The organism is Streptomyces sp. NPDC045998 (genome assembly GCF_056430285.1).
Map to the genome: position 1 here is coordinate 660,011 of NZ_JBWKLJ010000004.1, position 25,733 is coordinate 685,743.

General features: G+C 70.9%; 23 protein-coding genes and 4 tRNA genes. 14 read left to right on the top strand and 13 right to left on the bottom strand.

What is annotated here, in order from left to right; genetic code table 11:
* Positions 1-92 precede the first annotated feature (92 nt).
* Together AC07FJ_RS16115 and AC07FJ_RS16120 are read left to right on the top strand one after the other, a co-directional pair.
* The gene (locus AC07FJ_RS16115; protein WP_479049384.1) at positions 93-1,556 is read left to right on the top strand and encodes a N,N-dimethylformamidase beta subunit family domain-containing protein; all 1,464 of its coding nucleotides are present in this window, start codon (positions 93-95) and stop codon (positions 1,554-1,556) included.
* Positions 1,557-1,663: 107 nt separating this feature from the next.
* Positions 1,664-2,566: a phosphoribosylaminoimidazolesuccinocarboxamide synthase gene (locus AC07FJ_RS16120; RefSeq protein ID WP_479049386.1), complete on the top strand. Its 903-nt coding sequence runs from the start codon at positions 1,664-1,666 to the stop codon at positions 2,564-2,566.
* A gap of 42 nt (positions 2,567-2,608) precedes the next feature.
* On the opposite strand, the gene AC07FJ_RS16125 is transcribed toward AC07FJ_RS16120, so the two are convergent.
* The 8 genes from AC07FJ_RS16125 to AC07FJ_RS16160 all read right to left on the bottom strand — a co-directional run bounded on the left by AC07FJ_RS16125 (position 2,609) and on the right by AC07FJ_RS16160 (position 7,237).
* Positions 2,609-2,684 (bottom strand) — tRNA-Gly (locus AC07FJ_RS16125).
* A 21-nt stretch (positions 2,685-2,705) separates the two neighbouring features.
* Positions 2,706-3,335: a response regulator gene (locus AC07FJ_RS16130; RefSeq protein ID WP_479049388.1), complete on the bottom strand. Its 630-nt coding sequence runs from the start codon at positions 3,333-3,335 to the stop codon at positions 2,706-2,708.
* The gene (locus tag AC07FJ_RS16135) at positions 3,332-4,654 is read right to left on the bottom strand and encodes a sensor histidine kinase (protein WP_479049390.1); all 1,323 of its coding nucleotides are present in this window, start codon (positions 4,652-4,654) and stop codon (positions 3,332-3,334) included. The genes AC07FJ_RS16130 and AC07FJ_RS16135 overlap by 4 nt, the downstream gene beginning before the upstream one ends.
* Positions 4,655-4,684: 30 nt before the next feature.
* The gene (locus AC07FJ_RS16140; protein WP_479049392.1) at positions 4,685-5,449 is read right to left on the bottom strand and encodes an ABC transporter permease; all 765 of its coding nucleotides are present in this window, start codon (positions 5,447-5,449) and stop codon (positions 4,685-4,687) included.
* Position 5,450: 1 nt separating this feature from the next.
* Positions 5,451-6,398 (bottom strand): ABC transporter ATP-binding protein, encoded by a 948-nt coding sequence (locus AC07FJ_RS16145; RefSeq protein ID WP_479049394.1) that lies wholly within the window; start codon positions 6,396-6,398, stop codon positions 5,451-5,453.
* 139 nt (positions 6,399-6,537) lie between these two features.
* Positions 6,538-6,610, bottom strand: a tRNA-Gly gene (locus tag AC07FJ_RS16150).
* A 79-nt stretch (positions 6,611-6,689) separates the two neighbouring features.
* Positions 6,690-6,761: transfer RNA gene (locus AC07FJ_RS16155), tRNA-Gly, on the bottom strand.
* Positions 6,762-6,865: 104 nt separating this feature from the next.
* Positions 6,866-7,237, bottom strand: a complete 372-nt coding sequence (locus tag AC07FJ_RS16160) for a histone-like nucleoid-structuring protein Lsr2 (protein ID WP_479049396.1) — start codon at positions 7,235-7,237, stop codon at positions 6,866-6,868.
* 357 nt (positions 7,238-7,594) lie between these two features.
* Here AC07FJ_RS16160 and purS point away from each other — a divergent pair, with 357 nt between their 5' ends.
* The 9 genes from purS (at position 7,595) to purM (ending at position 16,942) form a co-directional block, all read left to right on the top strand.
* On the top strand, positions 7,595-7,840 hold the full coding sequence (gene purS, locus AC07FJ_RS16165; RefSeq protein WP_215092426.1) for a phosphoribosylformylglycinamidine synthase subunit PurS: 246 nt from the start codon (positions 7,595-7,597) through the stop codon (positions 7,838-7,840).
* Positions 7,837-8,520, top strand: a complete 684-nt coding sequence (purQ, locus tag AC07FJ_RS16170; RefSeq protein ID WP_355352597.1) for a phosphoribosylformylglycinamidine synthase subunit PurQ — start codon at positions 7,837-7,839, stop codon at positions 8,518-8,520. Before purS ends, purQ begins: the two co-directional genes overlap by 4 nt.
* Positions 8,517-10,766: a phosphoribosylformylglycinamidine synthase subunit PurL gene (purL, locus tag AC07FJ_RS16175; RefSeq protein ID WP_479049399.1), complete on the top strand. Its 2,250-nt coding sequence runs from the start codon at positions 8,517-8,519 to the stop codon at positions 10,764-10,766. The genes purQ and purL overlap by 4 nt, the downstream gene beginning before the upstream one ends.
* Before the next feature lie 193 nt (positions 10,767-10,959).
* The gene (locus AC07FJ_RS16180; RefSeq protein ID WP_479049401.1) at positions 10,960-11,475 is read left to right on the top strand and encodes an ArsR/SmtB family transcription factor; all 516 of its coding nucleotides are present in this window, start codon (positions 10,960-10,962) and stop codon (positions 11,473-11,475) included.
* Between the two features lie 33 nt (positions 11,476-11,508).
* Entirely contained in the window at positions 11,509-12,354 is an 846-nt protein-coding gene (locus tag AC07FJ_RS16185; protein WP_479049403.1) for a M23 family metallopeptidase, read from the top strand.
* Between the two features lie 69 nt (positions 12,355-12,423).
* On the top strand, positions 12,424-13,230 hold the full coding sequence (locus AC07FJ_RS16190) for a maleylpyruvate isomerase family mycothiol-dependent enzyme (protein WP_361423850.1): 807 nt from the start codon (positions 12,424-12,426) through the stop codon (positions 13,228-13,230).
* A gap of 48 nt (positions 13,231-13,278) precedes the next feature.
* The gene (locus tag AC07FJ_RS16195; RefSeq protein WP_479049405.1) at positions 13,279-14,133 is read left to right on the top strand and encodes an META domain-containing protein; all 855 of its coding nucleotides are present in this window, start codon (positions 13,279-13,281) and stop codon (positions 14,131-14,133) included.
* Positions 14,134-14,292: 159 nt separating this feature from the next.
* On the top strand, positions 14,293-15,819 hold the full coding sequence (gene purF, locus AC07FJ_RS16200) for an amidophosphoribosyltransferase (protein ID WP_361423844.1): 1,527 nt from the start codon (positions 14,293-14,295) through the stop codon (positions 15,817-15,819).
* Between the two features lie 46 nt (positions 15,820-15,865).
* Positions 15,866-16,942: a phosphoribosylformylglycinamidine cyclo-ligase gene (purM, locus tag AC07FJ_RS16205; protein ID WP_479049407.1), complete on the top strand. Its 1,077-nt coding sequence runs from the start codon at positions 15,866-15,868 to the stop codon at positions 16,940-16,942.
* A gap of 143 nt (positions 16,943-17,085) precedes the next feature.
* On the opposite strand, the gene AC07FJ_RS16210 is transcribed toward purM, so the two are convergent.
* Positions 17,086-17,334 carry a DUF3073 domain-containing protein gene (locus AC07FJ_RS16210; protein ID WP_361423838.1) on the bottom strand — a complete coding sequence of 83 codons (249 nt, stop codon included), beginning with the start codon at positions 17,332-17,334 and terminating at the stop codon, positions 17,086-17,088.
* Positions 17,335-17,665: 331 nt separating this feature from the next.
* Complete coding sequence (locus tag AC07FJ_RS16215; protein ID WP_361423835.1) at positions 17,666-18,748, bottom strand: Leu/Phe/Val dehydrogenase; 1,083 nt, start codon at positions 18,746-18,748, stop codon at positions 17,666-17,668.
* A 154-nt stretch (positions 18,749-18,902) separates the two neighbouring features.
* Here AC07FJ_RS16215 and AC07FJ_RS16220 point away from each other — a divergent pair, with 154 nt between their 5' ends.
* The gene (locus tag AC07FJ_RS16220; RefSeq protein WP_479049410.1) at positions 18,903-19,757 is read left to right on the top strand and encodes a DUF8083 family protein; all 855 of its coding nucleotides are present in this window, start codon (positions 18,903-18,905) and stop codon (positions 19,755-19,757) included.
* Between the two features lie 480 nt (positions 19,758-20,237).
* A complete protein-coding gene (bldC, locus tag AC07FJ_RS16225) occupies positions 20,238-20,444 on the top strand; it encodes a developmental transcriptional regulator BldC (RefSeq protein WP_003949541.1) in 207 nt (68 codons plus the stop codon).
* 317 nt (positions 20,445-20,761) lie between these two features.
* Here the strand turns inward: bldC and AC07FJ_RS16230 are convergent, their stop codons facing one another.
* From AC07FJ_RS16230 to hrpA, 3 genes are all read right to left on the bottom strand, one after another.
* A complete protein-coding gene (locus tag AC07FJ_RS16230) occupies positions 20,762-21,034 on the bottom strand; it encodes a DUF6274 family protein (protein WP_479049412.1) in 273 nt (90 codons plus the stop codon).
* Between the two features lie 124 nt (positions 21,035-21,158).
* Positions 21,159-21,233, bottom strand: a tRNA-Asp gene (locus tag AC07FJ_RS16235).
* A 98-nt stretch (positions 21,234-21,331) separates the two neighbouring features.
* Positions 21,332-25,270, bottom strand: a complete 3,939-nt coding sequence (gene hrpA / locus AC07FJ_RS16240) for an ATP-dependent RNA helicase HrpA (protein WP_479049414.1) — start codon at positions 25,268-25,270, stop codon at positions 21,332-21,334.
* A gap of 112 nt (positions 25,271-25,382) precedes the next feature.
* Here hrpA and AC07FJ_RS16245 point away from each other — a divergent pair, with 112 nt between their 5' ends.
* Positions 25,383-25,730, top strand: coding sequence for a hypothetical protein (locus tag AC07FJ_RS16245; protein WP_479049416.1), 348 nt, complete (start codon positions 25,383-25,385; stop codon positions 25,728-25,730).
* Positions 25,731-25,733: the final 3 nt, after the last annotated feature.

A 25,733-nucleotide genomic window follows, 5' to 3' on the forward strand; every position in this document is an offset into this window, starting at 1 on the left:
GTGATGTGCTGGGGACCGGCACTGACAGCCACCGCACGAGCGGTGCACGAATCGATCATCGGACCGCGGGGGACTCAAGGGAGGGGCGCACCATGGGGGCGGAACAGATCCGGCGGTGGGAATCGGGAGCGGCCGCCCACGCCGTGACCGATCCGTTCGGTCAGGGCCCGCTGCCCTGGCTCCGCGGCAGCGAGCAGTACATCGGAGACACCGGCCAGGTCGTCCCCTGGTACGCCGACCCCGCCCTCGCGCGCGGCGGCCACGGCGGACCGCGCTCCGCCGACGACGTACACCGCCAGATCAAGGGCTTCGCCTCCACCGGCGCGGTCGCGCCCGGCGAGGCGATCGACTTCCACATCACCGTGGACCCGCCCCAGCCGTTCTCGGTCGACATCTATCGCATCGGTCACTACGCCGGGGACGGCGCCTCGAAGATCGCCACCAGTCCGCGCCTGCCCGGCATCGTCCAGCCCGACCCGCTCACCGCCGACCGCACGGTCTCCTGCCACCACTGGTGGCTCTCCTGGCGCCTCCAGGTGCCGTCGTACTGGTCGATCGGCGCGTACGTCGCCGTCCTGACCACCGTCGACGGCCGCTACCGCTCCCACATCCCCTTCACGGTCCGCGACCAGCACCCCGCCGACCTGCTCCTGCTCCTCCCCGACATCACCTGGCAGGCGTACAACCTCTACCCCGAGGACGGCCGCACGGGCGCCAGCCTCTACCACGCCTGGGACGAGGACGGCCGCCTGCTCGGCGAGGAGGACGCGGCGACGACCGTCTCCTTCGACCGCCCGTACGCCGGGGCCGGCCTCCCGCTCCACGTCGGCCACGCCTACGACTTCATCCGCTGGGCCGAACGGTACGGCTACGACCTCGCCTACGCCGACGCCCGCGACCTGCACGCCGGCCGCGTCGACCCGACCCGCTACCGGGGCCTGGTCTTCCCGGGCCACGACGAGTACTGGTCGGTCCCCATGCGCCGTACCGTCGAGTCCGCGCGCGACCACGGCACCTCGCTCGTCTTCCTCTCCGCCAACACCATGTACTGGCAGGTCGAGCTCGGCCCGTCGCCCTCCGGCGTCCCCGACCGCCTCCTCACCTGCCGAAAACGCCGCGGCCCGGGCAAACCGGCCCTCTGGCGCGAGGTGGACCGTCCCGAGCAGCAGCTCCTCGGCATCCAGTACGCGGGCCACGTGCCCGAGCCCCACCCCATGGTCGTGCGCAACGCCGACCACTGGCTCTGGGAGGCCACCGGCGCGGGCGAGGGCGACGAGTTGCCGGGCCTCGTCGCCGGCGAGGCCGACCGGTACTTCCCGCGCACCGCCCTCCCCGAGCACCAGCGCCGCATCCTGCTCGCCCACTCCCCGTACCGGGACCGCGGGGGCTCCCTGCGCCACCAGGAGACCTCCCTCTACCGCGCCCCTTCCGGCGCCCTCGTCTTCGCCTCGGGCACCTTCGCCTGGTCACCGGCCCTGGACCGCCCGGGTCATGTCGACCTCCGCATCCAGCGCGCCACGGCCAACCTCCTGGACCGGATCTGCAAACGGGACTAAACAGCCCCCTGAAAGCCCCCTGAAAGCCCCTTGAACCCCCTGGCCGAGGCCGGCGCCTCCGCATGCGGGACAATCGGAGCGTTGGGACAGAACCACGGGGAGGAACCGTGTCCGGATTCGTCGAAAAGCCCGAACCAGTAGAGGTCCCGGGCCTGGTACATCTGCACACCGGCAAGGTGCGCGACCTGTACCAGAACGAGGCGGGCGACCTCGTCATGGTCGCCAGCGACCGCATCTCCGCGTACGACTGGGTGCTCCCCACCGAGATCCCGGACAAGGGCCGCGTCCTCACCCAGCTGTCGCTGTGGTGGTTCGACCAGCTCGCCGACCTGATCCCGAACCACGTGCTGTCGACCGAGCTCCCGCCCGGCGCCCCCGCCGACTGGGCCGGCCGCACCCTCGTCTGCACGTCCCTGCGCATGATCCCCGTCGAGTGCGTGGCCCGCGGCTACCTCACCGGCTCGGGCCTCACCGAGTACGTCGAGAGCCGCACGGTCTGCGGCCTCGCGCTCCCCGAGGGCCTCACCGACGGCTCCGAACTCCCCGCGCCGATCTTCACGCCCGCCACCAAGGCGGCCGTCGGCGACCACGACGAGAACGTGTCGTACGAGGAGGTCGCCCGCCAGGTCGGCGCGGAGACCGCCGCCCAGCTGCGCCAGACGACGCTCGCCGTCTACTCCCGCGCCCGCGACATCGCCCGCGACCGGGGCATCATCCTCGCCGACACCAAGTTCGAGTTCGGCCACGACGGGAACGGCGGCCTGGTCCTCGCCGACGAGGTCCTGACCCCGGACTCCTCCCGCTTCTGGCCCGCCGACTCCTGGGAGCCGGGTCACGCCCAGCCCTCGTACGACAAGCAGTACGTACGGGACTGGCTGACCTCTCCGGCCTCCGGCTGGGACCGCACGAGCGAGCGCCCGCCCCCCGCCCTCCCGGGAGAGGTCGTGGCGGCGACGCGCGGCAAGTACATCGAGGCGTACGAGCGGCTGACCGGCACCACCTGGGCGTGAGTACGCGAAAGCCCCCGGCCGACCGGCCGGGGGCTTTCACTGTGGAGCGGACGACGAGGCTCGAACTCGCGACCTCAACCTTGGCAAGGTTGCGCTCTACCAACTGAGCTACGTCCGCATGCGCTGTCGCGCGGAACCACTATACCCAACCTCGCTCGCGTGCGAGACGCACCGCCGTATGACGGTTCTCGGCCCCCAGCTTCGAGGCGGCGGAGGAGAGGTAGTTCCGTACGGTCCCCGGTGACAGCGACGCCCGCTCCGCGATCTCCGCGACCGGCGCCCCGTCCGCCGCGAGCTCCAGCACCTCGGCCTCGCGCGCGGTCAGCGGCGAGTCCCCGGCGGAGATCGCGTCGGCCGCCAACTCCGGGTCCACGTACCGGTTCCCGGCGTGGACGGTACGGATGATCTCGGCGAGCCGCTGGGCGCTGACGGTCTTCGGCACGAAGCCGCGCACCCCCGCCGCGAGCGCCCGCTTCAGGTGCCCCGGGCGGCCGTGACTCGTGACGATCATGGTCCGGCAGGCCGGGAGCCCGGTGCGCAGCGATGTGGCGACCTTCACACCGTCGGCGCCCGGCATCTGGAGGTCCAGCACCGCCACGTCGGGCCGGTGGGCCAGCGCCATGGCGAGCGCCTCGGGGCCGGACGCCGCCTCGGCGACCACCACGAGATCGTCCTCCAGGCCGAGCAGCGCGGCCAGCGCGCCGCGTATCAGGTGCTCGTCATCGGCGAGCAGCACGCGCACGGGCGCCCCTGTCGGTTCCCCGGTCACTGTGCGGGCACCTCCTTCGGGGTTCCCTCCGTGGTCTCCTCCGTGGTCTCCTCCGGGGTTTCTTCCGCGGTCTCCTTCGAGGTCTCCTTCGGAGGGCCCGCGACCGCCGGCACCCGGGCCGTCACCCGGAACCGGCCGCCCCGCACCCAGCCGGCGTCCAGCGTGCCGTCCAGCGCGGTGAGCCGCTCCCGGAGGCCCGCCAGCCCGGATCCGGTCCCCACGGCGTCGGCACCCGGCCCCGCACCCGGCCCCGCCCCCGCTCCGTCGTTCTCGACCACCAGCACCGCGTAGTCCTCCTCCGCGCCCACCACCACCGTGCAGTGCCGCGCGTCCCCGTGCCGCAGCACGTTCGTCGTGGCCCCCCGTACGACCCACGCCAGCGCCGACTGCGCCCGCGCCGGGAGCGCCGTGTCCGCCGCCTCCACCCTGACCCCACAGGTGATCCCGGCCGCCGCCAAGACGCTGCGCGCGCCGTCCAGTTCGGTGTGCAGGTCCGCCTCCCGGTAGCCGCGCACCACGTCCCGTACCTCTCGCTGCGAGTCCTGCGCGATGCGCTGGACCTCCGCCATCTGCTCCACCGCCTGCTCGGTCACGCCGCGCCGCGCCAACTGCACGGCCAGCTCGCTCTTGAGCGCGATCACCGCGAGGTTGCGGCCCATCACGTCGTGCAGGTCGCGCCCGAACCGCAGCCGCTCCTCCGCCACCGCCAGCCGGGCCTGGAGCTCGCGCGCCGCGTCCAGCTCCCACACCGCGCGCAGCAGCCACCCCGAGAAGCCGCTGGTGAAGGCCAGCAGCAGCCCGGCGATCGCGCTCCCCACCGAGAAGCCGACGACTTCCGCGAGCGGCATCCCGAGCGCGTACGCGACCAGCCCGGTGCCCATCGAAGCCGCCAGGACCAGGTACAGCATGTGCCGCACCCTCGTCAGGCCCAGCACCAGCCCGCCGATGCCGAAGCCCAGCACCCCCGCCACCAGGTATCCGGCGGCCTCCGTGTCCTCCAGGACGCCGAACCGCCGCAGGGCCAGCGCGCCCACCGCGAGCAGGCACGAGAGGACGCCGTGCGCCGTCATCAGCCGGTCCGGGCGCGCCCGCCGCCCCACGGTCCAGTCGAGGGCCCGGGAGGCGAGCACACCGCCCAGGACGGAGTGCCCGATCACCAGCAGGAACAGCCAGCCGCCCAACGGGTTCGGCGTCCCGCTGAGCATCCCCAGCCCGACGGAGAGGACCTCGATCAGGGCGAAGGTGTGGTACGACCAGCGGGTGTAGAGCTCGACCTTCTCCGGATTGCTGCGCCGGCTCCACCACCCCGTCAGCTTCATGCGTCCCCCCAGCGAGCTCTCAGCGAGCCGTCAGCGCCGCGGCTCCCAGCGGAACCACCGCCGCACAGCAAACACCGAGACGGCGATCCAGACCAGCGCCGCGGCGGCCGCACCGGCCAGCTCGCCCGCGTCACCGCCGCCCAGCCATCCGGCACGTACGAGCGTCATCACGCCGGTCAGCGGCAGCAGTTCGCACACCGAGGCCACGTTCTCCGGGAACACCTCCAGCGGCAGGAAGAGCCCGGACCCGATCGACGACACCACGAACAGCGGCATCGTCGTGATCTGCGCGCTCTCCACGGTCCTGGTGAACCCGGCCGTCGCCGCCGCGAGCCCCGCCAGCAGCACCACCCCCAACAGCGTTCCCAGCACCAGGAGATCGGGCCGCTGCGGAGCCCGCACGTCGAGGAACGCCGCCCCGGCCGCCACCATCAGCGCGCACTGCGCCACCGCGAGCACCGCCGCCGGCAGCGCGGTCCCGGCGAGGATCTCCCGGTCCGACGCCTCGCCCGTACGCAGCCGCTTGAGCACCAGCTCCTCGCGCCGCGCCACGTACGCCGAGACGAGGTTGAGATACACGACGAGCAGCAGCGCCATCACGATGACGCCGCTCAGCGAGGCTTCGAGCGCGCTCATGCCGGTCTTCTCCAGGCCGACCTGGTCGAGCGAGCCGCGCATGAAGCCGACCATGAGCAGCGGCATGCCGAGGGCGACGAAGAGGGCGTACCGGTTGCGTACGAGCAGCGTCAGCTCGGCCCGCCCCAGGGCCCCCATGCGGTCGGTCATCGAGGTCATGTCACGCACCCACCTTCTCCATTGAGGCGTCCCGCCCGGAGCCCTGCGAAGCGTTACGCGAGGCGATCTCGAGGAAGGCCTCCTCCAGCGAGGCCGACCGGGCGTCCAGCCCTTCCAGCCGTACGTCGTTCTCCCGCGCCCACAGCAGCAGTTCGCCGAGCGCGTCCTGCAGCGCGTGCGTCCGGATCTCGACCCGCCGTCCCTCGGCGGCCGCGAGGAGGGACAGCGGCAGCCGCCCGGCGGGCACGCCGTCGGGCAGGACGAAGCGGATGCGGGCCGGCCGGGAGGCGGTGACCTCCGCCGGGGTGCCGGACGTCACGATCCGCCCCTCGTGCAGGATCGCGAGCCGGTCCGCCAGCGTCTCGGCCTCCTCCAGGTAGTGCGTGGTCAGCAGCACGGTGGTGCCGTCCTCGCGCAGCGCCCGCACCAACTCCCAGGTTGCGCGCCGCCCTTCGGCGTCCAGCCCGGTCGTCGGCTCGTCGAGGAACAGGACCTCGGGCCGCCCGAGCAGCGCCAGCGCCAGGTCGAGCCGCCGCCGCTCACCGCCCGACAGCTGCTTGACGCGTACGCGGGAGCGGGCGGACATGCCCACCATCTCCAGCGCTTCCGCTGCCGGCCGGGCCCCACTGGTGCACCCCGACCACATCCGTATGGTCTCGGCGACCGTCAGGTCGGAGGGGAAGCCGCCTTCCTGGAGCATCATGCCGATCCGCGGGCGTACGGCGGGCCGTTCGCGGTACGGGTCGTGGCCGAGGACCCGCACGCGGCCGCCGCTCGGGGCCGCGAGGCCCTCCAGCAGCTCGACGGTGGAGGTCTTGCCGGCGCCGTTCGTGCCGAGCAGGGCGAAGATCTCGCCGCGTGTCACGGAGAAGGTGATCCCCTTCACAGCCTCGAAGCCGCCGGCGTACCGGCGTTGGAGGTCCTCCGCCTCAATCACGTGGGTGGTCATGCCTCAAGGCTGTCGCCGCACGACGCGTGGCGGCAGGCCGCGCTGTCACCGGTCCCCGATGACAAATGTCATCGGGCCGGCCCTTGGGCCAATACACGCCGAAGGCCCCGGTCGTGATGACCGGGGCCTTCGTACTCTGAGCGGACGACGAGATTCGAACTCGCGACCCTCACCTTGGCAAGGTGATGCTCTACCAACTGAGCCACGTCCGCAGTGCTCCCGACCGGCTTTCACCGGGCGGTGCGAACACCACTGTACCTGATCCACCGGAGTGGTTGGTACGTGATGGAGAGCGGGTGACAGGAATCGCACACTGCGCCTTCCCCCTGGAAGGGGGATGTTCTACTACTGAACTACACCCGCACGCTCCGTGAGGTGGGGCCTTTTTCCGGCCTCGCCCCTCGGCGTGATCCAGACTCTAGCGGATCACCCGGGGTGTCGCGCAAGTCGAAGATCGTCGGGCGGTCTCAGCTCGCCTCGCGGAAGGCCTCGTACACCCGCTTGGGGATGCGGCCCCGGGCCGGCACGTCCATCTTGTGGGCCTGCGCCCAGGCGCGTACCGCCGCCGGGTCGGGCTCGAGGGAGGTGTGCGTGTACGAGGTCGAGCGCGCGGTCCGCGCCTTGCCCGCGCCCGAGCCCCCGCCCGCACCGGCCCCGCCTCCGCCGGAGCGCTTGCGGCCGGCCGCCACGTACGGGGCGAGTGCCTTGCGCAGTTTCTTTGCGTTGGCTGCATTGAGGTCGATCTCGTACGTCTTACCGTCGAGGCCGAACATGACCGTTTCCGCCGCTTCGCCTCCGTCGATGTCGTCGAAGAGCGTGACCACTACGCGTTGAGCCACGGATATCGGTCCTTTCCTGCGGTATCGCCGCCCTGACGTGCGGAGATACCGACTTTACGGCTGTTGAGAGGCAATGCCGCTTTCCTCTGGTTTCCTTTGTACAGCGAAAGTCGTCACATTGTGAAGCCCAGTCAATTGCGTCAGCGTGTTGGCCGCAATGCCGTGGGCGTTTCTTTTCCGGGATTTTTCCGGTGTGATGTGGTGGTGGTGTGGCGGCGCCGCAGGCCGTGATCACGGCGCTTTCCGGAAGCCTGCGGGAGGGGCCACTTGTAGGGTCCTCCAGATGTCTACTCGCGTAGAATTTGGAGACAGGTACGCTGAGGGAACCGCCCACGCAACACACCACCGGGAGTGCCAGTGGCACGCGTCGTAGTCGACGTCATGCTCAAGCCGGAGATCCTCGACCCGCAGGGACAGGCGGTGCAGCGTGCACTGCCCCGCCTCGGATTCGACGGGATCGCCGACGTCCGCCAGGGAAAGCGCTTCGAGCTCGAAGTGGAGGGGCCGGTCGACGACGCCGCCCTCGCCCGCATCCACGAGATGGCCGAAACCTTCCTCGCCAACACCGTCATCGAGGACTTCGTCGTAAAGGTGGAGTCGTGACCTCTCGTATTGGAGTCGTCACGTTCCCCGGCACGCTCGACGACCGGGACGCGCTCCGCGCCGCCCGGCTCGCGGGCGCCGAGCCCGTTTCGCTCTGGCACCGCGACAAGGACCTCAAGCAGGTCGACGCGGTCGTTCTCGCGGGCGGCTTCAGTTACGGCGACTATCTGCGCGCCGGCGCCATCTCGCGGTTCTCGCCGGTGATGGAGACGATCATCGAGCAGGCGAAGGCCGGTATGCCGGTCCTGGGAATCTGCAACGGCTTCCAGATCCTCACCGAGTCGCATCTGCTGCCGGGCGCGATGCTGCGCAACAACCACCTGCACTTCATCTGCCGCGACCAGAAGCTGCGGGTGGAGAACGCCGGGACGGCGTGGACCAGCGACTACACCGAGGGCCAGGAGATCTCCGTACCCCTCAAGAACATCGACGGCCGGTACGTCGCCGACGAGCGCGTGCTGGACGAGCTGGAGGCGGAGGGCCGGGTCGCCTTCCGCTACCTGGACGGCAACCCCAACGGCTCGCTGCGCGACATCGCCGGCATCACCAACGCCGCCGGGAACGTCGTGGGCCTCATGCCGCACCCGGAGCACGCCGTCGAGCCGCTGGTCGGTACGGGCCGGACCGACGGCCTCGGTTTCTTCACCTCGATCCTCAAGAAGTTGGTCAGCGCCTCATGACCCTCGACACCGTCAAGCACGCCGGTGAGACCCCGGACGTCGAGCAGCCGTGGGCCGAGCTCGGCCTGAAGCAGGACGAGTACGAGCGCATCCGCGAGATCCTCGGGCGGCGGCCGACCGGCGCCGAGCTCGCCATGTACTCCGTCATGTGGTCCGAGCACTGCTCGTACAAGAGCAGCAAGGTGCACCTGAAGCAGTTCGGCGAGAAGGCCCCTGAGAACGACGCCCTGCTCGTCGGCATCGGCGAGAACGCCGGCGTCGTGGACGTCGGCCAGGGCTACGCCGTGACCTTCAAGGTCGAGTCGCACAACCACCCCTCGTACATCGAGCCCTACCAGGGCGCGGCCACCGGCGTCGGCGGCATCGTCCGCGACATCCTCGCCATGGGCGCCCGCCCGGTCGCGGTCGTCGACCCGCTGCGGTTCGGCGCGGCCGACCACCCCGACACCAAGCGCGTCCTGCCGGGCGTCGTCGCGGGCATCGGCGGCTACGGCAACTGCCTGGGCCTGCCGAACATCGGCGGCGAGGTCGTCTTCGACTCCTGCTACCAGGGCAACCCGCTGGTCAACGCCGGCTGCATCGGCGTGATGAAGCACGAGGACATCCACCTCGCGAAGGCGTCCGGCCCGGGCAACAAGGTCATCCTGTACGGCGCCCGGACGGGCGGCGACGGCATCGGCGGCGTGTCCGTGCTGGCCTCGGAGACCTTCGACGACACCAAGCCGACGAAGCGGCCGGCGGTGCAGGTCGGCGACCCGTTCCAGGAGAAGCTCCTGATCGAGTGCACCCTTGAGATCTTCAAGGAGAAGCTCGTCGCGGGCATCCAGGACCTCGGTGGCGCGGGTCTGTCCTGCGCGACCAGCGAGCTGGCCTCCGCGGGCACCGGCGGCATGCGCGTCGAGCTGGACACCGTGCCCCTGCGCGACTCCTCGCTCTCCCCCGAGGAGATCCTCATGAGCGAGTCGCAGGAGCGGATGTGCGCGATCGTCGAGCCGCAGCACGTCGACCGGTTCATGGAGATCTGCGAGAAGTGGGACGTCATCGCCACCGTCATCGGTGAGGTGACGGACGGCGAGCGGCTGGAGATCTTCTGGCACGGCGAGCAGATTGTCGACGTGCCGCCGCGCACCGTCGCGCACGAGGGCCCGGTCTACCACCGGCCGTACGCGCGCCCGGAGTGGCAGGACGCGCTCCAGGCCGACGACGCGAACAAGCTGCCCCGGCCGTCCTCCGCCGAGGAGCTGCGCGAGCAGGTCCTCAAGCTGGTCGCGCACCCGAACCAGGCCTCCAAGGCGTGGGTCACCGACCAGTACGACCGCTTCGTGCAGGGCAACACCGTCCTCGCGCAGCCCGAGGACTCCGGCATGATCCGCATCGACGAGGAGACCAACCTCGGCGTCGCGATCGCCACGGACGGCAACGGCCGGTACGCCAAGCTCGACCCGTACACGGGCGCCCAGCTCGCGCTGGCGGAGGCGTACCGGAACGTCGCGGCCTCCGGTGCCAAGCCGCTCGCCATCTCCGACTGCCTGAACTTCGGTTCGCCGGAGGACCCGGGCGTCATGTGGCAGTTCGCCGAGGCCACGCGCGGTCTGGCGGACGGCTGCCTGCAGCTCGGTACGCCGGTGACCGGTGGCAACGTCTCCCTCTACAACCAGACCGGTGACGTGGCCATCCACCCGACCCCCGTGGTCGCGGTGCTCGGCGTGATCGACGACGTCACGCGGCGCACGCCGATCGCCTTCGCGGAGGAGGGCCAGCTCCTCTACCTGCTGGGCGACACGCGTGAGGAGTTCGGCGGCTCGGCGTGGTCCGAGGTCGTGCACGGGCACCTGGGCGGTCTGCCGCCGGCCGTGGACCTGGACCGGGAGAAGCTGCTGGGCGAGATCCTGATCTCGGCCTCCCGCGACGGCATGATCGACGCGGCGCACGACCTCTCCGACGGCGGTCTGATCCAGGCGGTCGTCGAGTCCTGCCTGCGGGGTGGCACCGGGGCGCGGCTGATCGTCCCGGACGGCCTGGACGCGTTCACGTTCCTCTTCAGCGAGTCGGCCGGCCGCGCGGTCGTGGCCGTCCCGCGCAGCGAGGAGCTCCGCTTCACCGACATGTGCGGCGCACGTGGCCTGCCCGCGACCCGCATCGGTGTGGTGGACGGCGACGAGGTCGACGTCCAGGGCGAGTTCAGCATCCCGCTGGGCGAGCTGCGCACGGCGCACGAGGCGACGATCCCGGGCCTGCTGGCCTGACGTTCGTCTGCGACTGGAGCCCCCGCCGGACCCGAGAAGGGTTCGGCGGGGGCTTCGTCGTTCACCCGGGCTCCGTCGTTCACCCGGGCTCCGCGGGCTACTGGGGGCTGCCGCGGGCTTCCGCGGGCCGCCGGTGGCGTTCACTCGCCAACGCGCTTGCACGGGATTACGTAACTACGTAACAATGGACGGCATGGAGCTGGAGGAACGCCTCACCGCGCTCGAACGGCGGCTCGCCGCCCTGGAGCGCATCGACCCGCACATCGACCCGCCGTCGCCACGACCGCCGCACGAGAGCGACTTCTGGGCCCTGGAGGGGCTCAAGGCGCAGCTCGCGGAGGCGGACGCGCCCGATGGCGGGGTGCTGTTCACCGGTGCCATACGGCTGCCGACGGGGGAGCAGTACGAGTGGCAGGACGGCGCCCTGACCGAGCGCCAGATGGAGGAGGACTGGACGGAGGTGGCGGAGTCCTTCGCGGCGCTCGGCCATCCGATACGGCTCCGGCTGCTGCGCGAGATCGTCGGGGGCCGGCGCACCGCCGCCGATCTGGCCCTCCTGGAGGAGGTCGGCACGACCGGCCAGATCTACCACCACCTGCGCCAACTCACCGGCGCCGGCTGGCTGCACACCGCCGGACGCGGCCGTTACGAGGTCCCGGCGGGCCGCGTGGTGCCGCTGCTGGTGGCCCTCGCCGCGGCGCGACCGTAAGCGATCGACCCATCGACCATCGGGGGAACAACCATGTCCGCACCCGCCCGCAGGCGGGGCGTGCTGCTCGCGCGCCTGCTGTGGTTCGTCTTCATCGTCCAGGCCGTCGTCTCGGTCTGGGTGGAGCCTCCGTACGACGCCCGGCTGGGCTGGCTGCCGGCCGTCGCGGCCATCGCCCTCCAGGTGGCGCTGCACCGCGCGGAGAGCCGGCGTATCGCCACCGAGGGCCGGGAGGCGGTCGCCGTCGAGCCACCCGTGACCGGCACCTGGAGCGCACTGAACAGCCCCGCCGACCGGGTGCCCAGCCACGGCACCCACCACCTCGGCCAGTCGCACGCCATCGACATCGTCGCCGAGTCGGAGCAGCGCCCCCGCCCGGGGTTCGCCTGGCTGTGGCCGATAGCCCGGCCCAGCGGTGACTTCCCGGCCTTCGGGGCACCGCTCCTCGCGGTGGCCGACGGGACGGTGGTGTACGCGGAGGACGGCCAGCGCGACCACCTGAGCCGCAACTCCCTGCCCGGGTTCCTCTACTTCATGGTGATCGAGGCCCTGTTCCGCTGGCTGGGCGGACCCCGCCGGATCCTGGGCAACCACCTGGTGCTGGACCTCGGTGACGGTACGTACGCGACCTACGCACACCTCCGCCGCGGCTCGCTCGTGGTCCGCGCGGGCGACCGGGTCACCGCGGGGCAGGTCATCGCCCAGTGCGGGAACTCCGGCAACTCCACCGAACCGCACCTCCACTTCCAGCTCACGGACGGTCCCGTCGCGCACACCGCGCGCGGTGTGCCGTTCACCTGGCGGGGCGTGGGCGTGCCGAAGAACGGCGAGGTCTTCACCGTCACCGCCGACGTCCCGGCCCTGCGGTCACAGCCCTGAACACCCACTCCTGAACACCCACCCCCGGACACACGCCCCCGCACACACGCCCTGAACTAACCTCGGCCCATGCCAACTGCCAAGAAGCGCACCCGTGGTTACGACTCCGCCAAGACCCGCGCGGCCGTACTCGCGCAGTTCGGTCACGTACGGGACGCGGTCCTCACCCTCACGCCCGAGCAGCTCGCCCAGCCGACCCGGCTCGGGGAGTGGACGGTGCGGGAGCTCGCCGCGCACATCAGCATGGGGCTCGGCTCCATCATCCGGGGCGTGGCGGCACCGGAGCCGGCGAGCCGGGACCTGGAGCTGATGGAGTGGGCGCCGGCCACCCGGAAGTACGCCGAGGACGTCGACGCGGCCGCGCGCGAGATCGCCGGCACGGCGGCGGTCGACCCGGCCGGGCTCGCCGCGCTGTACGACGAGGCCGGGCGGCAGTTCGCGGACGCGCTGGCGGCGGCCTCGGACGAGCGGCTGATCGAGACGCGGTTCGGCGGGGTGCGCCTCGGGGACTTCCTGGTGACCCGCACCGTCGAGCTGGTGGTCCACACCGACGACCTCAACGACGCCACCGGACTCACCGTCCCGTTCGACCGCCAGGCCCTGGCCGCCTGCACCCGGCTGCTCGCCGACGCGCTCGCGGTGAAGGCCCCGGGCGGGTCCGTGGAGGTGCGGGTGCCCCCGTACGCGGTGGTGCAGTGCGTCGAGGGCCCCCGGCACACGCGGGGCACCCCGCCGAACGTCGTGGAGACCGACCCGCTGACCTGGATCCGCCTGGCCACGGGCCGTACGAGCTGGCAGGAGGCCCTCTCCGCCGCCCAGGTGCGGGCCAGCGGCGAGCGCGCGGACCTGGCGGCCCTGCTGCCGATCCTCGGCTGACCGGCAGCCGCGGCGGAACCGGTCGGCGGCCTGGACCGTCCCAGAGGCATGCCGACCACGCACAAGCACCACCTCACCGCGACAGCCGCGCTCGTCGCGCTCCTCGCCCTCACCGCCTGCGGCACCGAACCGGGGTCCGGCGCGGGCGACGGCGGCGGCTCCAAGCGTCCGGACGTGCCGGTCACCGGCGTGACCTGGGCCGTCGACAGCGTCACCGTCGACGGCCGCAAGCACACCGCCCCGGCCCGGGCGCAGGTCCAGGTCGACGCCAAGGGCAAGGTCACGGGCAACTACGGCTGCAACCACTTCAACGCCAAGGCCGACATCGACGGCGACCACATCACCATCAGCGATGCGGGCATGACGGAGATGGCCTGCTCCGGCGACGTCCAGCGCTTCGAGGACGCCCTGCGGGCCGCGCTCGACGGCAGGCTCAAGGCCACGCTGGACGGCGGCCGGCTGACCCTCACCACCGCCCAGGGCGACTCCGTCCTGCTGAGCGAGCAGCGCCCGGCGCCGCTCACCGGCACCACCTGGACCGTCGAGTCGCTCACCTCGGACGGGACGGCCACCTCGCTGCCCGCCGGCGCCGAGGGCAAGGCCCGTTTCGTCGTCACCGAGGACGGCGGCAAGAGCACCGGCAAGGTGCGCGGCAAGGAGGGTTCCATCCGGGGCAACCTGGGCTGCAACAGCTTCAGTGCCACCGTCACCACCGAGGGCTCGGCGATCACTTTCGGCCGCGTGACCTCCACCCGCAAGCTGTGCCCCGGACCCGCGATGGACGTCGAGCGCGCCCTGCTCAAGGTGCTGGAGGGGACGGCCACCTACACGATCGACCACCGCACCCTGACCCTCACCGGCCCCGACGGCACCGGCTTCGCCGCCCGGGCGAGCGAGAAGTAGCTCCGGGGCCACTGCGAGGTCCGTCACACCCCCTGCACCGCGCCATCCGGCAAAGCCCGCTGGTCAGCGCGGTGGCCGGTGAAAGCACCGGCTCCGCTTCGGGCCGGCGGCCCCTTCACCAATTCGGACCAGTGGTCGATCTCGCCTACACTCGGAGGCGTGCCACGTGGTGACGGTCGACTCAATCACGATCTGCTTCCCGGCGAAAAAGGCCCCCAGGACGCTTGTGGCGTCTTCGGTGTCTGGGCTCCGGGTGAAGAGGTCGCAAAGCTCACGTACTTCGGGCTCTACGCCCTCCAGCATCGGGGCCAGGAATCCGCGGGAATCGCGGTCAGCAACGGCTCCCAGATCCTCGTCTTCAAGGACATGGGCCTGGTCTCCCAGGTCTTCGACGAGACCTCCCTCGGCTCCCTCCAGGGCCACATCGCGGTCGGACACGCCCGCTACTCGACCACCGGCGCCTCCGTGTGGGAGAACGCGCAGCCGACCTTCCGGGCCACCGCCCACGGCTCCATCGCGCTCGGCCACAACGGCAACCTGGTGAACACGGCGCAGCTCGCCGAGATGGTCGCCGACCTCCCCAAGATGGACGGCCGCGCCACGCAGGTGGCCGCCACCAACGACACCGACCTCGTCACCGCGCTCCTCGCGGGCCAGGTCGACGACGACGGCAAGCCGCTGACCGTCGAGGAAGCCGCCGCCAAGGTACTTCCCCAGGTCCGGGGTGCCTTCTCGCTCGTCTTCATGGACGAGGGCACCCTCTACGCCGCCCGTGACCCGCAGGGCATCCGCCCGCTGGTCCTCGGTCGCCTGGAGCGCGGCTGGGTCGTCGCCTCCGAGTCCGCCGCCCTCGACATCTGCGGCGCCGCGTACGTGCGCGAGGTCGAGCCGGGCGAGATGATCGCCATCGACGAGAACGGCATCCGCACCTCGCGATTCGCAGAAGCGAAGCCCAAGGGCTGTGTCTTCGAGTACGTCTACCTGGCGCGCCCCGACACCGACATCGCCGGGCGGAACGTCTACCTCTCCCGCGTGGAGATGGGCCGGCGCCTCGCCAAGGAAGCCCCGGTCGACGCCGACCTGGTCATAGCGACCCCGGAGTCCGGCACCCCCGCCGCCATCGGGTACGCGGAGGCCAGCGGCATCCCCTTCGGCGCGGGCCTGGTCAAGAACGCGTACGTGGGCCGGACCTTCATCCAGCCCTCCCAGACCATCCGCCAGCTGGGCATCCGCCTGAAGCTGAACCCCCTGAAGGAAGTCATCAAGGGCAAGCGCCTCGTGGTCGTCGACGACTCGATCGTCCGCGGCAACACCCAGCGCGCACTCGTCCGGATGCTCCGCGAGGCGGGCGCCGCCGAGGTCCACATCCGGATCTCGTCGCCGCCGGTGAAGTGGCCCTGCTTCTTCGGCATCGACTTCGCCACCCGCGCGGAGCTGATCGCCAACGGCATGTCGGTCGAGGAGATCGGCACGTCGCTGGGGGCCGACTCCCTCTCGTACATCTCCATCGACGCCATGATCGAGGCCACCACCATCCCGAAGCAGAAGCTCTGCCGCGCCTGCTTCGACGGTGAGTACCCGATGGAGCTGCCCGATCCCGAGCTGCTCGGCAAGCAGCTGCTGGAGACCGAGCTGGCCGCCGGCCCCGCCGCCACGGCCGCGGCCGATGCGCTCCGCCGCCCGTAACAGCACCCCGCAATCCCTGCAGTACGACACGAAAGCTCTCACAGTCATGTCTGAGACTGAGACCACCGGTGCCAGCTACGCAGCCGCGGGCGTCGACATCGAAGCGGGCGACCGCGCCGTCGAGCTGATGAAGGAGTGGGTGAAGAAGACGCAGCGCCCCGAGGTACTCGGCGGCCTCGGCGGCTTCGCCGGCCTCTTCGACGCATCCGCCCTCAAGCGCTACGAGCGTCCGCTCCTCGCCTCCGCCACCGACGGCGTCGGTACCAAGGTCGACATCGCCCGCCAGATGGGCGTGTACGACACGATCGGCCACGACCTGGTCGCGATGGTCATGGACGACATCGTCGTCTGCGGCGCCGAGCCGCTCTTCATGACCGACTACATCTGCGTCGGCAAGGTCCACCCCGAACGGGTCGCCGCCATCGTCAAGGGCATCGCCGAAGGCTGCGTCCTCGCCGGCTGCGCCCTGGTCGGCGGCGAGACCGCCGAGCACCCCGGCCTGCTGGGCCCGGACGACTTCGACGTCGCCGGCGCCGGTACGGGCGTGGTCGAGGCGGACCGGCTGCTCGGCCCCGATCGCATCCGTACGGGTGACGCCGTCATCGCCATGGCGTCCTCCGGCCTTCACTCCAACGGGTACTCGCTCGTACGCCATGTGCTCTTCGACCGCGCGGGCATGAGCCTGGACCAGCGGGTCGAAGAGCTCGGCCGGACGCTCGGCGAGGAGCTGCTGGAGCCCACCAAGATCTACTCGCTGGACTGTCTGGCGCTCACCCGGACGACCGAGGTGCACGCCTTCAGCCACATCACCGGCGGCGGTCTCGCCGCCAACCTGGCCCGGGTGATCCCGGACGCGCTGCACGCCACGGTCGACCGTTCGACCTGGACGCCGGACGCGATCTTCGACCTGGTCGGCAAGGCCGGTCAGGTGGAGCGGCCGGAGCTGGAGAAGACCCTGAACATGGGCGTCGGCATGATGGCCGTCGTCCCCGCCGACTCCGTCGATGTGGCGCTGACCACCCTGGCGGACCGGGGCGTCGACGCCTGGGTCGCCGGCGAGATCACCGAGCGCGGTGACCACACGACCGGTGCCGAGCTGGTCGGGGAGTACGCCACGGCCTAGCGGCCGCCGCCCCGGCGGACGCGAACGGCGGCTCCCGCACCCCGTGCCCGGAGCCGCCGGTCAGCCAAGGCGTCTCAGACGGCGGACAGCACAGAACCCGGTCCGGGGCAGGGCCCCGGACCGGGTGAAGAAGAGTGCAGGCGTCAAGCGCCGCGACGCTGGGACGACGGACCGGACTCTTCGTCCTCGTCCTCGTCGTCGTTGTACAACTCCGCGTAGCGGGCGTACGGGTCGTCTTCCTCGTCGTCGTCCTCGAACGGCTCGCCGTTCGGTGGCTGACTCGAAGATGCGCCCAGCTCGCTGGCCAGGCGTGCGAGGTCCGTCCCACCGCTGTTGTACTTCAGCTGGCGGGCGACCTTCGTCTGCTTGGCCTTGGCCCGGCCGCGCCCCATGGCTCGACCCCCTCGGTGACGGGGCTCGACGGCCCCAGAGTCTTGACACGCGTTCATGATTCGGAACGGGCTCTCCGTGGAGAGACCGGCCCGTAGGGCTTCAACGGTACCTGCTTCCGCCGCCATACGGTACGTCGCCCGCACGAGGCGCCTCGGAGCCGGACCGACGAGGTGCCCTGTCCTCGCTGGTCAGCTGCGATTTTAACCTCTTCCCGGCGGGCGACCCGCCGACCGGCGTGAGTCTTGTCTCTCTCCGGATCTCCGGGGGAGAGGCTCACGCCCCGTCGGCGGGGCATCCCTGTCAACTCACCTGAACGCCCGAAATCCGGGATTACCGGCGTCGAGCCTCGGCCATCCGCTGCTCGGCGATCCGGTCGGCCGCCGCGGCCGGCGGAATCCCGTCTTCCTTCGCACGTGCGAATATTGCCAGCGTGGTGTCGAAGATCTTCGTGGCCTTCGCCTTGCACCGGTCGAAGTCGAAGCCGTGCAGCTCGTCGGCGACCTGGATCACGCCGCCGGCGTTGACGACGTAGTCGGGCGCGTAGAGGATCCCGCGGTCGGCGAGGTCCTTCTCGACACCCGGGTGCGCCAGCTGGTTGTTGGCCGCGCCGCACACCACCTTCGCCGTCAGGACGGGCACGGTGTCGTCGTTGAGCGCACCGCCGAGCGCACAGGGCGCGTAGATGTCCAGGCCCTCGGTACGGATCAGCGCGTCCGTGTCCGCGACCACGGCGACCTGCGGGAACTTGTCGGTCACGCGCCGCAGCGACTCCTCGCGCACGTCCGTGATGACGACCTCGGCGCCGTCCTCCAGCAGGTGCTCGACCAGGTAGTGGCCGACCTTGCCGACGCCCGCGACGCCGACCTTGCGGCCGCGGAGGGTCGGGTCGCCCCACAGGTGCTGGGCGGAGGCGCGCATGCCCTGGAAGACGCCGAAGGCGGTGAGGACGGAGGAGTCCCCGGCGCCGCCGTTCTCGGGGGAGCGGCCGGTGGTCCAGCGGCACTCCCGGGCGACGACGTCCATGTCGGCCACGTAGGTGCCGACGTCGCAGGCGGTGACGTACCGGCCGCCGAGCGAGGCGACGAACCGGCCGTAGGCCAGCAGCAGCTCCTCGGTCTTGATCTTGTCTGGGTCGCCGATGATCACGGCCTTGCCGCCGCCGTGCTCCAGACCGGCCATGGCGTTCTTGTACGACATCCCCCGGGAGAGGTTGAGCGCGTCGGCGACGGCCTCGGCCTCGGAGGCGTACGGGTAGAAACGGGTACCGCCGAGGGCCGGGCCCAGGGCGGTCGAGTGGAGGGCGATGACGGCCTTGAGGCCGGTGGCACGGTCCTGGCAGAGCACGACTTGTTCGTGGCCCCCCTGCTCCGAGTGGAACAGGGTGTGCAGGACGCCGTCGGTCACATCGGTCACGGTGGTGACTCCCAAGTACGAAGCGGCGGAGGAGGCCCCCCGGCGGGTGGGGGAGGGCCTTGACGGCAAGAGAGTAAGTCCTACCTGCGCGTAGAGGGGACCCAGTGCCGAGGATCACCCCCTCCCGGAGTACCGGCGTGGAAGGATCTGCGGCATGCCAGCGGTCACTTCGGTCCTCGTCCCGTACGCCTCCTACCTGCGCGTGTACGAGCCGTTGGCGGCCTTCCCGGAGCCCGAGCGGGGGCATTGGGCCCGCTACGCGCGCCGTGTCGCCGACGGGGCCGCCCCGACGGCGCAGGACGAGCTGCGCCGCTCGCTGGCCGGGCTCGTGGCGACGCCGCCGGTCCCGGTCCCGGTGCACGAGAGCGCCGACGCCTTCGTGCTGGAGGTGGACGGCGTGGTGTGCGTCTGCCCGTGGCGCACGAGGATGCGCGGGTGGCTGGCGCTGGAGGCGCTGCCGGGCCTGCTGCCGGCGGTGGTCCTGGACGCGGCGCTGCCGCCGGTGGTGCGCGGGCAGGCGGAGGCGGACCACGAGCGGTGGCGCGAGGAGAACCCGGACGCGCGCCCGTGGATCCGCACCTCGGTGTGGCAGGTGCCGGTGCGCTGGTTCGCGCTCTTCTCCGACGAGGAGCGGGAGTACGTGGAGGCCGCCGGCCCCGACAAGGCGCCGGTGCTGCGCTACCGGACGCCGATGGTGCAGGCGCGGCGGCGGGTGGCACGGGCGCTGAAGACCCTGCGGGAGTCGACCGACGAGGGCCCGCTGATCGAGGGCCTGGTGGACGTGGGGCGGTGGCTGGAGGAGTTCCACCCGCGTGCGCTGGTGGAGCTCGACTACGGCGGGCTGGTGTACGCCCTCTCCGCCGAGCAGCTCGCCGCGGACCGGTCGGCGGCTGATGTGGCCGAGGGGATCGCGGCGCTGCGGGCCGGGGACGCCGCGGGCGCGGGTGCGGCGTACGAGCGGCTGATGGAGAGGTGGCGGTCCGTGCGGGACCGGCAGTTCGCCAACTGAGATGATCTCGCTCTCGCGGTCCGCGCGGGAGGACCGGGCCCTAGGTCCCGATCCGGGCCTTTGTGTCAAGCGTGACGGACAGCACTAACCGGGCTCTTGCGCCTATCACCCAACCTCATGCCAAAATAGGACAAGGAGTCCGGGAGGGGCTCCTTCCGTCCAAGTGTGGGCGGAAGGCTAAGCATTGCACGCTATGGGGGGTCTGGTGGCTCCTGATCGCTCTGTGACTGATCGTCACTGTGACGTGACTGTCCGCTATGGCATGGTCCATCGGCTTCCGTCGCTGATGAACACCTGAGAGGGCAATTCCGTCGGTTTGGCCGAACGTGGCTGGACAGATGGTGTAGTTGTAGTGCCGAGGACAAGCCGTTCGTCCTATAACCGACTCGGCTCGCGTCCGCCATTTCGGGCAACGCGGGTCAAGGTGCAGAATTTAGAGGAAAGAACCGAGAAGGTTCGGTTCTCCCGAGGAGGCCGCTCATGACCGCTCGCACCCCTGATGCCGAGCCGCTGCTGACCCCCGCTGAGGTTGCCACGATGTTCCGCGTGGACCCGAAGACGGTGACCCGCTGGGCTAAGGCGGGCAAGCTCACGTCCATCCGCACCCTGGGTGGACACCGTCGGTACCGCGAGGCAGAGGTCCGCGCACTGCTGGCGGGCATTCCGCAGCAGCGCAGCGAGGCCTGAACACCCTGAACACCCCGCTGAACCGGGCACATCCGGATCCCCCAACCCGGTCCGCCCACCCATAGCTCCACCGACGGGTGCCCGCCCCAACGGGTCTTCGTCATCGATCGCGCTGGACTCCGCCGGGTCCAGCGCGATCTTTTTGTGCCCGCGGCGAGCGCCTGGCTGCCGGTCTTCGCCCGCGTCCGCCCGCGCGGAGGGGCGGTGGGAACCGGCTCCCGGGCCTCTGTCGGCCGGTGCAATTGCACATATTAAATGGGGCCGTTGTAGGCGGGGCGTAAGTTGAGCAGTTTTCAAAACCGATTTCGTGACTCGCGTCACACAGCGGAGGGCTCCGGGAGGGGGTCTCCGGCGCCTTCGGCGGGGTCGTTTCCGCTGTCGTCCTGGGCCTCCATGGCGAGCCGTTGGAGGTGCCGGCAGACCACGCAGCGGGGTGTGGCGTGGCGATAGCCGGAAGCGGCCGCCAGATGGGCACGGAGCAGCGCGCGGGTCGCGTGCCTGACCGGCCGCTCCGACCGTACGGACGCGTCCGGCCGGGCCGCTGGGACCGGCTGGGCCGCTGCGACCGGCCGGACCGGTGTGCTGGGCATCCGCGTCACCTCCGCCGAAGGGCCCCGTACCCCTTGTTGCTTGGGTACCCCTGGCGGATGCCGACGTCAATACGACGAAAAGGCCCGGATCCTGAGATCCGGGCCTTTTCGTCACTGCTTACTGCGGTCCTGACGGGATTTGAACCCGCGGCCTCCACCTTGACAGGGTGGCGAGCACTCCAAACTGCTCCACAGGACCAGGTTTCGCAGCCGGTGAGTTCTGCGTTTGGCTGCGAGAGAGACTGTACAGCAGGTCGGAGGGTCCGGTCGAACTCGCGCCGTGGCGAGCGGCGCGGACTACGGCGCGGCCGCGTCGATCGCCTTCAGGATGCGCTTGTCGGAGACCGGCTGGGCGGTGCCCAGGGCGTGGGCGAAGTAGCTGACCCGCAGCTCCTCGATCATCCAGCGGATGTCCAGGACCTCCTGCGGCACCGGGCGGCCCTTGGGCAGCTGCTCCAGCAGCCACGCGTACTCGTCCTGCATCTCGTGGACCTTCTCCATGCGCGTGGTGTCGCGCTGGACGGACGTCGGCATCTGCTGGAGCCGGCGGTCCACCGCCACCAGGTAGCGCATCAGGTCCGGCAGGCGCCGCAGGCCCGTCTTCGTCACGAAGCCGGCCGGCACGAGGGCCGCCAGCTGCTCCCGTACGTCCTGGACGTTGCGCACCAGGACCAGGCTGTTCGTGGCCTTCAGACGCCGCTCGCAGGACTGCCAGGCGGCCAGGATCTGCTGCACCTGGCCGACCGTGCGGATGGTCAGCTCGACGAGGTCGGCACGGACCTTGTCGTACAGCTTGCGGAAGGACTCCTCGTCCCACGCCGGTCCGCCGTGCTCGGCGATCAGCCGGTCGGCCGCCGCGGTGGCGCAGTCCTCGAAGAGCGCCTGCACCGAGCCGTGCGGATTGCGCGACAGCGCCAGCTTCTGCTGGTTCGTCAGCTTGTCGGCCGCGAACTTCGCCGGGTTCACCGGGATGTTCAGCATGATGAGCCGGCGCGTGCCGCGCCACATCGCCTGCTCCTGCTCGGCCTCCGTGTCGAAGAGCCGTACGGAGACGGTGTCGCCCGCGTCGACGAGGGCCGGGTACGCCTTGACCGGCTGGCCGGCGCGGCGGGTCTCGAAGACCTTCACCAGCGTGCCGATCGTCCAGTCCGTCAGGCCCGTGCGCTCCAGGGACTGCCCGGAGCCCGAGGGGCCTGCCGTGGCGGCCGCGGCGGCCTTGGAGAGGGCCTGGCGGGCCTTCGGGCGCAGCTGGAGCTTCAGGGTCTCCAGGTCCTTGTCCTCGGCGAGCTTGCGGCGCCGCTCGTCGACGATCCGGAAGGTGATCTTCAGGTGGTCCGGTACCCGCGACCAGTCGAAGTCGTCGGCGGCGACCGGGACGCCGACCATCCGCTGGAGCTCACGGGCGAGCGTCACGTCCAGCGGCTCCTGGAGCGGGACCGCCGTGTCCAGGAAGCGCTTCGCGAAGTTCGGCGCGGGCACGTAGTTGCGGCGGATCGGCTTCGGCAGGGAGCGGATCAGCTCCGTGACGACCTCCTCGCGCAGGCCCGGGATCTGCCAGTCGAAGCCGTCGTCCGTCACCTGGTTCAGCACCTGGAGCGGGATGTGCACGGTCACACCGTCCGCGTCCGCGCCCGGCTCGAACTGGTACGTCACGCGGAACTTCAGCGCGCCCTGCCGCCACGAGTCGGGGTAGTCGGCCTTGGTGACCGCGCCCGCCTTCTCGTTGATGAGCATCTCGCGCTCGAAGTCGAGCAGGTCCGGCGCCTCGCGCCGCTTGTGCTTCCACCACGAGTCGAAGTGCGCGCCCGACACCACGTGCTCGGGCACCCGCTGGTCGTAGAAGTCGAAGAGCGTCTCGTCGTCCACGAGGATGTCGCGGCGCCGGGCGCGGTGCTCCAGCTCCTCGACCTCGGTCAGCAGCTTGCGGTTGTCCGCGAAGAACTTGTGGTGGGTGCGCCAGTCGCCCTCCACCAGCGCGTGCCGGATGAACAGCTCACGGCTGGTCTCCGGGTCGATGCGGCCGTAGTTGACCTTCCGCTGGGCCACGATCGGCACGCCGTACAGCGTGACCTTCTCGTACGCCATGACCGCCGCCTGGTCCTTCTCCCAGTGCGGCTCGGAGTACGTGCGCTTGAGCAGGTGCTCCGCCAGCGGCTCGATCCACTCGGGCTCGATCTTCGCGTTGACCCGCGCCCACAGGCGGGAGGTCTCCACCAGCTCGGCGGACATCACGAAGCGCGGCGGCTTCTTGAAGAGCGCCGAGCCGGGGAAGATCGCGAACTTGGCGCTGCGGGCGCCCAGGTACTCGTTCTTCGCGCCTTCCTTGATGTCCTTCATCCCGATGTGGGAGAGCAGGCCGGCGAGCAGCGAGACGTGGACGCGGTCGTCGGGGGCGTCCTCGTCGTTGAGGTGGATGCCCATCTGCTTCGCGACCGTACGCAACTGCGTATAGATGTCCTGCCATTCGCGAATGCGCAGATAGTTCAGGTACTCGGACTTGCACATCCGGCGGAACGCCGACGACGACAGCGCCTTCTGCTGCTCGCGGATGTAGCGCCAGAGGTTGAGGAAGGCGAGGAAGTCGGAGGTCTCGTCCTTGAAGCGGGCGTGCTGCTGGTCGGCCTGCGCCTGCTTCTCCGCCGGCCGCTCGCGCGGGTCCTGGATGGAGAGGGCCGCCGCGATGACCATGACCTCGCGCACGCAGCCGTTCTTGTCCGCCTCCAGGACCATGCGGGCCAGGCGCGGGTCGACGGGCAGCTGGGCCAGCTTGCGGCCCTGCTCCGTGAGGCGCTTCTTCGGGTCCTTCTGCGTCGGGTCGATCGCGCCGAGCTCCTGCAGGAGCTGCACGCCGTCGCGGATGTTGCGGTGGTCCGGCGGGTCGATGAACGGGAACTTCTCGATGTCGCCGAGGCCCGCCGCCGTCATCTGGAGGATGACCGACGCCAGGTTCGTACGGAGGATCTCGGCGTCCGTGAACTCGGGGCGGGCGAGGAAGTCGTCCTCCGAGTACAGCCGGATGCAGATGCCGTCGGACGTACGGCCGCAGCGGCCCTTGCGCTGGTTGGCGCTGGCCTGGCTGACCGGCTCGATCGGCAGGCGCTGCACCTTCGTGCGGTGGCTGTAGCGGGAGATGCGGGCGGTGCCGGGGTCGATGACGTACTTGATGCCGGGGACGGTCAGCGAGGTCTCGGCGACGTTCGTGGCGAGGACGATCCGGCGGCCCGGGTGCGCCTGGAAGACGCGGTGCTGCTCGGCGTGCGAGAGGCGCGCGTAGAGGGGGAGGACCTCGGTGTTGCGCAGCCTCTTCTTCTCCAGCGCGTCCGCCGTGTCGCGGATCTCGCGCTCGCCGGAGAGGAAGACCAGGATGTCGCCCGGGCCCTCCGCCTGGAGCTCGTCGACCGCGTCGCAGATCGCGGTGATCTGGTCGCGGTCGGAGTCCTCGGAGTCCTCTTCGAGGAGGGGGCGGTAGCGGACCTCGACCGGGTACGTACGGCCGGAGACCTCGACGATCGGCGCGTCGCCGAAGTGGCGGGAGAAGCGCTCCGGGTCGATGGTCGCGGAGGTGATCACGACCTTGAGGTCGGGGCGCTTGGGGAGCAGCTGGGCGAGGTACCCGAGCAGGAAGTCGATGTTGAGGCTGCGCTCGTGGGCCTCGTCGATGATGATCGTGTCGTAGGCGCGCAGCTCGCGGTCCGTCTGGATCTCGGCGAGCAGGATGCCGTCCGTCATCAGCTTGACGAAGGTCGCGTCCGGGTTGACCTGGTCGGTGAAGCGGACCTTCCAGCCGACCGCCTCGCCCAGCGGGGTCTTCAGCTCGTCCGCGACGCGCTCGGCGACCGTGCGGGCGGCGATCCTCCTCGGCTGCGTATGGCCGATCATGCCGCGTACGCCGCGCCCCAGCTCCAGGCAGATCTTGGGGATCTGGGTCGTCTTGCCGGAACCCGTCTCACCGGCGACGATCACGACCTGGTGGTCGCGTATCGCCTCCGCGATCTCGTCCTTCTTCTGGCTGACCGGCAGTTGCTCGGGGTACGTGACCTCCGGCCTGCGCGCCGCCCGCTCGGCCGTGCGGGCGGCGGCCTTCGTGGCCTCGGCGGCGATGTCGTCCAGGACGGCCTGACGGGCCTCGGGCTTGCGGATGCGGCGGGTGCCTTCGAGACGGCGGCCGAGCCGGTGCGCGTCGCGCAGCGATACCTCGGCCAGCAGGGTCTGGAGGTCGGCGAGGGAAGTAGACATACCTGCTCCAGGATCTCACTCGCGGCAACGGAGTGGCGAACCGATTTCCCCGTACCATTTCCGGCGAGTCGACGAGCCGTCGACGATCTTGCGTCATGGAGGGGCGGTCCGCATGCGGTGCACCGGCGGCCGGTGGCGGTGGTGCCGTGTGGTGGCCGCCGTACTGGTGCTGGTGGTGGGCGCGCTGCTGGTCCACGGGTCCGGGACCGGTGTCCCGCACGACGTGGTGGCCGCGGCCGGCCAGGGCTCCTCCTGCGATCCGTTCGACGGGGAGGGCGGGCTGGAGCCGGGCGTTCCGCCGCGCGCCCTGACGGTGGACTGTCCGCCGTCCGCTCCGCACACCGACACGCGGGTGCCCCTGTGGCAGGCCGAGCCGGTGGTGCCGGGCGTCCGGCCGGAGCGGGCGCCGCCGTGGTCGTCGGGGCCGTCGCCCGTGGAGCTGTCGATCCTGCGCGTATAGCCG